Source organism: Edaphovirga cremea, from assembly GCF_003332275.1.
Classification (GTDB): domain Bacteria; phylum Pseudomonadota; class Gammaproteobacteria; order Enterobacterales; family Enterobacteriaceae; genus Edaphovirga; species Edaphovirga cremea.
In genome coordinates this window covers 66563-78980 of the sequence record NZ_QOVA01000008.1, presented here as the reverse complement: position 1 = coordinate 78980, position 12418 = coordinate 66563, and the positions used below count along the sequence as shown (strand labels likewise).

Annotated in this window: 9 protein-coding genes; all 9 read left to right on the top strand. The window is 47.9% G+C overall.

Annotation, left to right across the window (positions count from 1 at the left end; genetic code table 11):
* Nucleotides 1–46: 46 nt before the first annotated feature.
* The 9 genes from DRI82_RS12920 to DRI82_RS12880 all read left to right on the top strand — a co-directional run bounded on the left by DRI82_RS12920 (nt 47) and on the right by DRI82_RS12880 (nt 12358).
* A complete protein-coding gene (locus DRI82_RS12920; RefSeq protein WP_157968066.1) occupies nt 47–538 on the top strand; it encodes a hypothetical protein in 492 nt (163 codons plus the stop codon).
* Between the two features lie 101 nt (nt 539–639).
* Nucleotides 640–1044: an RCC1 domain-containing protein gene (locus tag DRI82_RS23865; RefSeq protein ID WP_157968065.1), complete on the top strand. Its 405-nt coding sequence runs from the start codon at nt 640–642 to the stop codon at nt 1042–1044.
* Nucleotides 1045–1313: 269 nt separating this feature from the next.
* A complete protein-coding gene (gene proP / locus DRI82_RS12910; RefSeq protein WP_114194270.1) occupies nt 1314–2816 on the top strand; it encodes a glycine betaine/L-proline transporter ProP in 1503 nt (500 codons plus the stop codon).
* Nucleotides 2817–3044: 228 nt separating this feature from the next.
* Complete coding sequence (locus tag DRI82_RS12905) at nt 3045–3338, top strand: hypothetical protein (RefSeq protein ID WP_114194268.1); 294 nt, start codon at nt 3045–3047, stop codon at nt 3336–3338.
* A gap of 563 nt (nt 3339–3901) precedes the next feature.
* Entirely contained in the window at nt 3902–4255 is a 354-nt protein-coding gene (locus DRI82_RS12900) for a hypothetical protein (RefSeq protein ID WP_114194266.1), read from the top strand.
* Between the two features lie 337 nt (nt 4256–4592).
* The gene (locus DRI82_RS12895) at nt 4593–4949 is read left to right on the top strand and encodes a hypothetical protein (protein ID WP_114194264.1); all 357 of its coding nucleotides are present in this window, start codon (nt 4593–4595) and stop codon (nt 4947–4949) included.
* Between the two features lie 27 nt (nt 4950–4976).
* Nucleotides 4977–8843 (top strand): calcium-binding protein, encoded by a 3867-nt coding sequence (locus tag DRI82_RS12890; RefSeq protein WP_170138706.1) that lies wholly within the window; start codon nt 4977–4979, stop codon nt 8841–8843.
* Nucleotides 8844–8916: 73 nt separating this feature from the next.
* Nucleotides 8917–11034: a type I secretion system permease/ATPase gene (locus DRI82_RS12885; protein ID WP_114194260.1), complete on the top strand. Its 2118-nt coding sequence runs from the start codon at nt 8917–8919 to the stop codon at nt 11032–11034.
* Entirely contained in the window at nt 11024–12358 is a 1335-nt protein-coding gene (locus DRI82_RS12880) for an HlyD family type I secretion periplasmic adaptor subunit (protein ID WP_114194258.1), read from the top strand. Before DRI82_RS12885 ends, DRI82_RS12880 begins: the two co-directional genes overlap by 11 nt.
* Nucleotides 12359–12418: the final 60 nt, after the last annotated feature.

The following is a 12418-nucleotide window of genomic DNA, read 5'->3' as shown; positions in this document are numbered from 1 at the left end:
ATAAACTCTCCTTTAATAAACCCAGCCTGAATAAAAAAGAAGAATTATGATGAAAAATTTAGCGAATGAAGCATTACTTGTTATGGGCTCAAGACGAACTTATGGAATTTCATATACAGCATCTCCGACTCGATTGGCCGCTTTGGATCCTATTACCCGACAACCCATTGTTGCCATCTGGACTTATGATGGTGACGTGAAAGGTAGTGAAGGCGATGCTTTCATTGATATCTCACCAATGCGATTGCTCACCGTTTCCTCTGCGGGTTATTTACCCGTTACGTTGAATGTGGGGAACGCAATAGGCTGTAGTAACTTAATGAATATCCGAACGGATGATGGCAGCGTCACTTTTTTCGGCGTTGAAGGTTTTCTGCCCCCACAACCAGCTGATAATCATGATGTTATCGGAATTTTCAGCAGCACTAACTCGGCTGTTGCCTTGAGGTCCGACGGTGCGTCATTTCCTGGGGAGAACCGCAATATGGCGCGTCGTTGCCATATTCTGTTACCGAGCGTCGGGACATCATCCAATTGACCTCAGATGGTGGCGCATTTGTACTCCTCGGTACCACAGCACCTTAGGTAGAAAGTTGGGGATATGACAGTATTCCTATTGCTCCAGACAGTATTGCTGCAATGACGGATTTAGTGGTAGTTCATGCAACCTGGGGCGCATGTTGTGTACGCAATAACCAAGGGGAAATATTTGCGTGGGGGGAATCTTCCTACGGTGCTATTCCTCCTGCTATCAGTGAATTGAAAGATGTTGTCGATATTATCCCAGGCGGAACTGGATTCGCTATTTTAAGAAGTACGGGACAAGTTATGCAGTGGGGCATGGAAAACCAGCAGGGCATGCTTCCCCCAGAAATTGCCGCGTTGACTGATATCGTCCGTGTTATTGGCATGTCGGGCTGTTATGTCGCCTTGCGATCCAATGGTTCGATTGTTGCCTGGGGGAATATTCATTCTGGCGGTGATAATCGAGACATCCCAGAAGGTGTGCAAGGCAATATCTCCTATATAAAAAGCATCGGCTGATATTCAAATATGCTGGTTATGTCTTGAGGGTGACCGCCATGGGTCAACCTTTTTTAATCCATTCATACTGGTTTGTGATAGAGAAAACAGCATGGCAAGCTGGGCAAAATCCCCGGCACAAAATTTTGTCTCAAATTGTTCAAAAGTTACCAGTGTTTACAACTATTCATAAATAGATCCTATAATGATTTGAAATTTATGAAGAGTAAAGCAAACCCAAATATCTCACGTTGAAAACGTTAGAGCTATTTTGAACAAAGGAAGTAGAGATGAGATTAAGAAAAAAACGCGTAGAACCGATGCAAATCAATGATATTACTATCATTGATGACACAAAGCTCAAAAAAGCCATCACGGCGGCGGCATTGGGTAACGCGATGGAGTGGTTCGATTTTGGCGTCTATGGATTTGTGGCATTTGCCTTGGGTCAGGTATTTTTCCCAGGCGCAGATCCCGGTGTACAGATGATCGCGGCGCTGGCAACTTTCTCCGTTCCATTTCTGGTCAGGCCGCTGGGTGGTCTTTTTTTTGGCGCATTAGGCGACAAATTCGGGCGGCAAAAAGTCTTGTCCGTCACCATCATCATCATGTCAGTAAGTACATTCTGTATCGGTCTGATACCTTCGTATGCCTCAATAGGAATTTGGGCACCGATACTGTTGTTGCTTGCCAAACTGGCGCAGGGTTTTTCCGTCGGCGGGGAATATACCGGGGCAGCAATTTTTGTCGCAGAGTACTCACCGGACAGAAAACGTGGCTTCCTGGGCAGTTGGCTAGATTTCGGTTCCATTGCCGGATTCGTGCTGGGTGCGGGTGTTGTTATCCTGATTTCCAGCATTGTCGGTGAAGCGAACTTCCTTGAGTGGGGGTGGCGTATTCCGTTCTTCGTCGCGGCTCCACTGGGATTGATTGGTATTTATCTGCGTCATGCCCTTGAAGAAACCCCGACCTTCCAGCAGCACGTTGACCAAATTGACAGCGATTCGCGCAACCAGATAGCTCAACCACCGAAGGTCTCCTTCCGTGAAATTATCACCAAACAGTGGAAGAATCTGATCGTTTGTATGGGTATCGTGATCGCCACCAACGTTACGTACTACATGCTGCTCACGTATATGCCAAGCTATCTGTCGCATAGCTTGCATTACTCCGAGGATCACGGCGTGTTAATTATCATTGCCATCATGTTGGGGATGCTGTTTGTCCAACCGGTCATGGGGTTGATGAGTGACAAATTTGGCCGCAAGCCCTTCATAATTTTTGGGAGTGTCGGGTTGTTTATTCTGGCCATCCCCAGCTTTATTCTGATTAACAGTGGCGTGATTGGCCTGATATTTTGTGGATTGCTGATCCTCGCGGTATTGCTCAACTGCTTTACCGGCGTGATGGCCTCGACCTTACCGGCAATGTTCCCCACGCACATTCGCTACAGCGCACTGGCCATCGCGTTCAACGTGTCGGTATTGGTGGCCGGTCTGACGCCAACGCTGGCGGCCTGGCTGGTGGAATCCACGCAGAATCTCTACATGCCAGCCTATTATCTGATGGTGGTGGCATTGATTGGCCTGGCGACCGGTGTCTTCATGAAAGAGACGGCGAATCGACCGCTGAAAGGTGCCACCCCGGCCGCGTCTGACCGGGCTGAGGCCAAAGAGATACTGCAAGAACATCACGATAATATCGAGCATAAAATTGAAGATATTGATGAACAAATTGCTGAACTTGAGAAGAAAAGAAAGAACCTGATCGACCAGCATCCTGAAATCAATTGATCGCCACGAATTGCCTGAGATAAGCGAGCCCGCCAGCGATAACCGGCGGGCATTTTTTTGGATTTTTCATTCCGCCCCCTCGCTTTTTTCTTGTGGGAAAGTTGAGAGGCGGGTCGGTTTTTCCAGAGAAAAATCTTGATTTTAACTGGATATAAATACAGTATTGCTCGGCGTGAAATGCGTTGCGCTACATTTTGGCAATGGATGTTTAAATACAGGAAAGTACCCATGATCATTGAAATTGTTACCTTTGAAACCGCTGGAGATATCTCTACTGAAACGGTGATCGCCTGCGCAGAAGAATCCCTGGTGTTTCTGAATACCTGCCCGGGCTATCTTGGCCGAAAATTGCTCAAAGGGGAGGGCGCGCATTGGATTGACTACGTGCAATGGGCAACGCTGGGAAAAGCACTGGCCGCAGCAAAAGAGTTCAACTTCTCTCCCCATACAGAAAAATTCAACCAATGCATCAAACCCGGAACGGTCACAATGAAGCACCTTGAGGTAGCGTTGTCAGACTGACGGCTGAGCAAGCGAGTCCCCCCGCAGGCTCTTCTAAATCAGAAGAATCGCATGACAAGATCATCGGTTGGTGTCTGACCATTCATCATTATCAGCAGATTGACGTCAATACCGGGATTTTTGCGGGGATTTCTTGTCAACGTGTAGGCATAGATGTTGTCTTCGTTATTGTGACCTATAGGAAATGCGAACAGCAGGAAATATAATCCTATAATGAAATGGCAGCATTAATTTTTGCTATTTAAATTTACTTGAGATGATTACACTCCACGCCAGTTTTATGTGTTTTTTTACCTTTTTTTTTGTTGTTTTATTTTAGGCGATCTATGTTTTGCCAGGGTTTAATATTCATTTCTGATATGCGGCGTTTTTTATTTCACACATACTATTATTGATAGTGATTTATTATGTGTGAATGAAAAAATCATAAATCTATTTTCTAGTAAAGCAAAATAAGCACTATTGACATTAATTGTGTAATAATGATTACATGTGCTTATCAATGAATTGTCGGGAAGCGGATGTCCTGATGCTGATAACATATTTTCAATATGGATGAATGTATGAAGTATGATGGTATAGGAACTTACGAATTAATTGAAAGGAACGAAAAAAGGTTTTACACATATTCTTTGTCGGCTGTCCCTCTTCAAGCAATAGCCTACATACTTTATGTGAAAGAAGTTAATGCGGTGCTTTCTTGGGTTTCTATTGTCTTGTTTGTCGTTGTAATATTCAATTCTCTTTTCTGTTTTTATACTATAGTTTTTCCTAAAATATTGAAATATACATATGGAAGAGACGATATATCTAACGATGTTTTTGGCGGCTCGTTATATATTGTTGAGGCTGTGATTGTAATTATTGGTGTAATTATTACCAATGTGTCATTAATGCGCAAAATTTTATCGAGATAAATAATAAATGTCAAACCATCCACAATATTATATTTCTGGGGATATGGCCGTATCAATTACGAATGTAATTCAACTGGTAGTTGAACCGTTTTTAAATAGGAAATTACCTAAAAATTTTATTCAAGTTATGAGTGGAAATTTGGTGCTTTAGCTTCTTTTACAAATCTAATGCATAAATATAAACATGGAACGGATACCGTTAGCAATCGGCTAGCGGTGAGTGCGGGTCCTACAAAACTTGTAGCAGGATATACAGGGAATCCCGTCATGTCAGGCATTGCTATGGTTACAGGTTCACCATTGTCAATGGAAGACTTTTTATTAACAGGAGAGAGTGATGAAATATGATGGTGTTGCAACTGATGTTTTATTGAAAGAGAATAGCACAAAGTTAATGTATTTTTTTATTTCTATCCTTGCGTTTGAGCTTATTGGCCTCGCATTTAATAGGCTGCTTTCACCAAGAATCACCACGGATATATTAGCCGTTATTTCATTTTTTCTTGCGACCCTACTTGGTGTCTTGGCTTATCGACAGATTACATTCCCCAAAAGATTACAAAAAAAATATAAAAGAGAAGTTCCAGAAGAAAAAAGTACGCATATCTTCCTTGTAATAAAATACGTCATCGCTATTTTAACTATAACGAAATTCAACGTAACTTTTATCTGCGATATAATAGCAAGGTGGTGATTTATGATTAAAAAAAGAAGTAATTTAATGGCAGAAAGCACTGACGGAGACGTGGTTGTTAGTACTACGGATCTTGTTCAAATCCTTTTTGAGATATTTCTTGCAGATAAGTATCCCAACAGTAAACAATTCATCAACGTTATGAGCGGTAAGTTGGGTGCAACAACTACAGTAATTAATGTGCTGACTAAATATAAAGCAGGCACTGATACGGTCAGTGACTGGTTAGCGGCCGGAGCCGATATCGCGACAATCGTTGCGGGCTATACACGGAACCCCATTGTTGCTGGCACGGCTGTTGTCCTTACCTTTGCGACGTTCCTGACATCAGATGCGGCAGAGGACATGGCGAAAGCCATTTTGGATGGCGTACAAAAATATGGATTGGTTGATCCGGAGACTGGCCAGTCGTTATTACCTCCTGGATTATATGACCCTTCAGTGCCTGGAGCCGGTCCTGATACGTCAGGAGCTGCCAAGGTGGCCTCTCCTATCATTATTGATCTTGATGGTGACGGTATTGAAACATTACCCATAGAGAGGGGTATCTTTTTTGATCACAATGGGGATTATTTCGCTGAAAATACCGGATGGGTGGCCCCTGATGACGGACTTCTCGTAATAGACCGTGACGGTAACGGTCTTATCGATACCGGAAGTGAACTTTTTGGTAACAACTTCATTTTGCAGAGCGGTAAACTTGCTGCAAATGGTTATCAAGCCCTGCAGGAGCTTGATGAAAACCAGGACGGAATACTTGACAGTAATGATGCTCTCTGGCAACAACTTCGGATCTGGCAGGATAGCAACAGCAATGGCGTGGTCGATAATGATGAGTTGCTTTCCATGGATGATGCCGGGGTATTGTCACTCAGTACGGAATATAGCAATTCTACATATATTGATGAACATGGGAATGCTCATAAACAGCAAGGAAGCATTACTTATACGGACGGGAGAGCCGGGATATCGGCTGATGTCTGGTTTAATACCAACAAAGGATATTCGCTTTATAAAGGCAAAATTGAAATTAGCCAAGCTATTAGAGACCTCCCCTTTATTCGCGGATTCGGTAACATGGCCGATTTGCATATCTCAATGAGCCTGAATGCTGAATTAACCTCCCTAATTCTGGCGTATGTTGCAGATCCGATAGCTGCCAAAAGATCTGATTTCATACAGAATATTCTTTTTACCTGGGCTGGAGTTAAAGACGTGGATCCTGGCAGTCGAGGCAGCTATATCGATGCCCGTTGGTTGGCGGTGCTGGAGGTAGCCACAGGCGAGGGTTTTAAGAGTGATATCAGTAATTGGGTGGATCCGGGTTCAAATGCAGCGACTATTCTGAAAGATGAGTTCGCGCAGTTTGCTGCATATGTAGAGGCACATTTATTAGCCCAGACAGTGTACAGCAGCGACTTCGACCTGATTAGTCTTGAGTTGATACCAGATCTTAAGGGAGTGACCTTCAATTTTGATGTTTTTGAAAAACATCTGGAGAGCCTGAAGGTAACGGATATGAAACGTTACCTCGAATTGAGCAATGTACTTTATGCGTACCTGGCATACATGCCATCTTTCAGTAATGAGAGGGAACGTCTTGGAATACCAGAAGCACAGACATTTTTCGGTAGTGAAAGTAATGATGTATTGACCGGAAAAACTACAGACGATGTGCTTTGGGGAGGGGCAGGCAATGACACACTGGAGGGTGGTGCTGGTAGTGACACCTATCTGTTCAATCCGGGGGACGGGCAGGACACCATTTACAATAACGACGCCGGTCTGGCGAAGACCGATACCCTGCAGTTAGGTGGGGGACTCCGTCCCGACGAGGTGATCCTTTCACGCTATATCACGACCGGCATGATGAGCAGCCAGGACAGTCTGGTGATCACTTTCGCCAACAGCAGCGATAAAATCACGGTCAAAGACTATTTTTTCAATGACGGCATGCAACTGAACCAGATTGTCTTTGCCGACGGCACGAGCTGGGACCGTGAGACCATTAAATCCCAACTCCTGCTGGGCACCGCTGAGGCGCAGACGCTGCGTGCCTACAACGAAGGCAGCGAGATTTTTGCCGGAGGTAGCAACGATACGTTGCACGGTGCGGCGGGCAGGGATGTATTGTCCGGTGAAGACGGCAATGACCTGCTGTATGGCAACGCTGGCGATGACCATCTGTACGGCGGTGAGGGCGACGACAAACTGTACGGCGAAGCCGGAAATGATGTGCTGATCGGGGGAGGCGGCAATGACTACCTTGAGGGCGGAGCAGGCAGTGATACCTATCTGTTCAACCCGGGTGATGGGCAGGACACCATTTACAATAACGACAGCGGTCTGGCGAAGACCGATACCCTGCAACTTGGTGAAGGGCTTCGTCCCGACGAGGTGATCCTATCGCGCTATATCACGACCGGTATGCTGAGTGGTCAGGACAGTCTGGTGATCGCTTTCGCCAACAGCAGCGATAAAATCACGGTCAAAGACTATTTTTTCAATGACGGCATGCAACTGAACCAGATTGTCTTTGCCGACGGTACGAGCTGGGACCGTGAGACCATCAAGTCCCAACTCCTGCTGGGCACCGCTGAGGCGCAGACGCTGCGTGCCTACAACGAAGGCAGCGAGATTTTTGCCGGCGGAGGCAACGATACGCTGCATGGTGCAGCGGGCAAGGATGTATTGTCCGGTGAAGACGGCAATGACCTGCTGTATGGCAACGCTGGCAATGACCAACTGTCCGGCGGTGAGGGCGACGACAAGCTGTACGGCGAAGCCGGAAATGATGTGCTGATCGGGGGAGGCGGCAATGACTACCTTGAGGGCGGAGCAGGCAGTGACACCTATCTGTTCAACCCGGGTGATGGGCAGGACACCATTTACAATAATGACACTGGTCTGGCGAAGAGCGATACCCTGCAACTTGGTGAAGGGCTTCGTCCCGACGAGGTGATCCTCTCGCGCTATATCACGACCGGTATGCTGAGTGGTCAGGACAGTCTGGTGATCGCTTTCGCCAACAGCAGCGATAAAATCACGGTCAAAGACTATTTTTTCAATGACGGCATGCAACTGAACCAGATTGTCTTTGCCGACGGTACGAGCTGGGACCGTGAGACCATCAAGTCCCAACTCCTGCTGGGCACCGCTGAGGCGCAGACGCTGCGTGCCTACAACGAAGGCAGCGAGATTTTTGCCGGCGGAGGCAACGATACGCTGCATGGTGCAGCGGGCAAGGATGTATTGTCCGGTGAAGACGGCAATGACCTGCTGTATGGCAACGCTGGCAATGACCAACTGTCCGGCGGTGAGGGCGACGACAAGCTGTACGGCGAAGCCGGAAATGATGTGCTGATCGGGGGGCAGGGCAATGACTACCTTGAGGGTGGTGCAGGCAGTGACACCTATCTGTTTAATGCGGGTGATGGGCAGGACACCATTTACAATAACGACACCGGTCTGGCGAAGACCGATACCCTGCAATTTGGTGAGGGGTTTAGTCCCGAAGAGGTCATCCTCTCACGCTATATCACGACCGGTATGCTGAGTGGTCAGGACAGTCTGGTGATCGCTTTCGCCAACAGCAGCGATAAAATCACGGTCAAAGACTATTTTTTCAATGACGGCATGAAACTGAACGAGATCTCCTTTGCGGACGGCACGAAATGGCTACCAGAAGATATCGTTAACTATCTGAATTACGGTATTCCACTTCCGGTTATAGCTTCTTCTGAGATGAACTACTCTAGCCAATTGATGCGGCAAGAAATTTGCCAATTCCTCAGCACCGATGACAGCGACAGTAGCGACGGAGTTAATATGTCTGCTCCACTGACGCTCTCTTCCCAGAGGATCCCAAGTTTTAACCCGTCGACTTATTCTTAATTTTACATCATGGATAACCGCTGGACCTATTGGGTTCAGCGGCCTTAAGCATGCGCACAAGGAAATGTGATTAATGCCAGATTCGCATCAGAACCTATGGCACGGTTTTTCGCTGATCGCTCGTTATTGGGGCATAGCCGTGAATATTCCTGCTTTGCAGGAGCAGTTTTATGTCGACCAGCAGCACGAGATTCAGGTGCAATTTGTTCGGGCAGTCCGAAGTTGTGGGTTAAAGTGCCGTTACGTCAAAAATCTGAGCGGCCAGGCGAAAAAAATGCCCTTACCCTCTATCGTTTTCATGCCGGATCGCGGCTATGTGGTGGTACTGGCGATTAAAGAGGGGAAGTGGCTGATTCAGGGTAGGGATCAGCATAAACCCGACATTATTCAACCCGATCCCGGGCAGTACTTCAGCGGTTTTTTATTCACCCGCCGCTTCTCGTGGGAGAGTTTGGAACGGGAATTCAACCTGCGTTGGTTCGCCCACGCTTTTTTTCGCTATAAAAAACTGGTGGGCGAAGTCTTGCTGGCCTCCTTTTTTATCCAGTTACTGGCGCTGGTAACACCGCTGTTTTTTCAGGTTGTCGTAGATAAAGTCTTGGCGCACCAAAGTTTAACCACGCTGGATGTGCTGGCGCTGGGTATGCTGACTATCGCGTTTTTTGATGTGGTTCTCGGTGGCTTGCGTAACTATCAGTTGGCGCACACCTCGCAACGCATTGATGTCACGCTGAGTTCACTGCTGTATAAACACCTGCTGGCGTTGCCACTGGGCTATTTCAAGCAGCGGCAGGTTGGGGTGACGGTTGCGCGCGTGCATGAACTGAAAACTGTCCGTGAGTTCCTTACGGGCAGCGCGCTGACACTCTGTCTGGATCTGCTATTTACGATCGTATTTTTCATCGTTATGGCTTTTTATAGCGTACCGCTCACTCTGATTGTCATCGCCTCGCTCATTCCCTACATCATCTTGTCAGCGGCAATTACACCGGTATTGCGTCGTCGATTGGATGAACAATTTCAGCAGGGTGCCAAGAATCAGGCTTTTCTGGTGGAGAGTATTACGGGTATTGAACCGGTAAAAGCGATGGCGGTGGAAAATCATATGACCCGCCGTTGGGATGAGCAGGTTGCGGCGTTTGTAACCAGCTGTTTTAAAACGCAGAATCTCGGTAATATCGCCGGGCAAATCTCGCAACTGGTAAGCAAAATAACCAGCGTTGCCATCCTCTGGTACGGTGCCGACCAGGTGATCCAGGGGGAACTTACGGTCGGCGCACTGATTGCCTTCAATATGTTCGCCGGTCAGGTTACCGCGCCCGTATTGCGGTTGGTCCAACTGTGGCAGGATTTTCAGCAGGTCTCCATCTCAGTCAAACGCCTGGGCGACATTCTTAATGTGCCGCCGGAACACCAGCAGAGCAGCGGTAATGTGCTGTCGGAAGTGAAGGGAGCGGTTCGTTTCGCCAACGTCAGTTTCGCCTATCGTCCTGATGCCGCACCGGTTGTAGCGGAGGTGAATCTTGCCATTCGTCCCGGCGAGATAATCGGTATCGTTGGCCGTTCTGGCTCAGGGAAAAGTACCCTGACCCGTCTGATTCAGCGTCTCTATTTTCCTTCCAGCGGGCAGATTTTCATTGATGGCATTGATATCGCCCAAACAGACCCGCACTGGCTGAGAAAGCAAATCGGTGTTGTGCTGCAAGAAACCCAACTCTTCAATGGTTCGATCCGCGACAACATCTCGCTGGCACTGCCGGACGCTTCTTTGGAACAGGTGATTGACGTTGCCAGGCTTGCGGGGGCCCATGATTTTATCAGTGAGTTTCCCCTTGGCTATGACACGCCGGTAGGCGAGCAGGGAGGGCAACTTTCAGGCGGGCAGAAACAGCGTATCGGTATTGCCAGAGCGTTAATGACCAAACCCAAGCTACTGATTTTTGACGAGGCGACCAGCGCACTCGACTACGAATCAGAGGAGATTATCCAGCGAAATATGGCGGACATCTGTCGTGACCGGACGGTATTTATCATTGCCCATCGCCTTTCTACCGTGCGTCAGGCGCATCGGATTGTGGTGATGGAGCGGGGACGCATTATTGAGCAGGGGCCACACCAGCAACTCCTGCAACAGAAAGGCATGTATGCCAGATTGCACTATTTACAGAGCGGAGTGAGACATGAAAGCTAAACACCATGACTTTCTGCCTGCGGTACTTGAAGTCCAGGAGACTCCCCCTTCACCCTTGGGGCGGATCATTATGTGGGTGGTGATGACACTGCTCGTCATATCGGTGGTTTGGGCAGCATTGGGTAAAGTGGACATTGTAGCGATCACCCGTGGAAAGCTGGTCGTCAATCTCCTTTCCCGTCCGGTTCACAGCGCGGTGACCGCAGAGATTGCCCAGGTTTTCGTCAAGGAAGGTGAACGCGTTGAAAAAGGTCAGGTGTTGGTGCGCCTGAACGATACGTCCCTTGTGGCACAGAGGGAAGAGAACATTCTGCGTCAGCGATTGAACACGCTGAATATCCAGCGGCTGGATATTTTACTCAAGCAGTATACCGATATACTAATTGATGGCGCTGAACATGACGCTGAAAACCTGCTTAATCAACAGGATGCCTTGAGTATTCCTGTTTCGGCACATTTGCACGCAGAGATAGCGGCTGACAGGCAGGAAAAGCAGCGTTACCGCAATAATCAACTGACGCTGCAAGCGCAATTGCAGGGTTTTGAAGCTCAACAAGGTATGGCGCAGGGGCAGTTGCCTATCTATCAGAAACAGTACAACGCATTGCAGTCATTATATCAGCGCGGTGGTACCAGCGAAGACAGTTTGCTTGAGGTTCGAAAACGTTTGCTGGAGGCGAATTACAGCGCACAGTCTGCATTAGCCAAGGTACGTGAAGCGCAGGCCGCTTATCAGTTATCAAAAGTCGAACTGAGCGCTTATCAGGCGGATAAAATCCAGAAATTGCAGCAGGAGCGGGTGGAGCGCTTAACGGAGAACGCGTTGCTGGCTACTCAACTGAGTCAGCTTGAGGCGGTACTTCGACAGTATCAGTTGCGTGCGCCGGTGACTGGAACCGTGGAATCCCTGGTCTTCCGTGATGCGGGAGCGGCGGTGGAAGCGCCTCAGGAGGTGTTGAAAATCGTGCCGGATGGCGAGAAATTGAGCGCGGAAGTGTGGGTCAGCAATCAGGATGTCGGTTTTCTGCGTCTTGGTCAGCGGGTAACGGTGAAGATCGATACCTTTGATTTTACCCGTTACGGCTGGGTAACCGGCACATTGAGTCAACTCTCGACAGATGCCATTGAAGATAAAGAGTTGGGACTGGTCTATAAGGCGGTGATCCAGCTCGAACAGGAACTGATGAATATAGAAGGGGCCCAACGCTCACTCGAGCCGGGTATGTCGGTATCCGCTGAAATCAAAACCGGTAAACGGACGATCCTCAGTTATCTGCTCAGTCCGATGCTTGAAGCGTTGGATGATGTCGGTAAGCAGCGTTGAATGAAAAACACTGCAATTCATGCCAGGAATCATGTCGGCAAGAAAGAGGGGACAAAACGT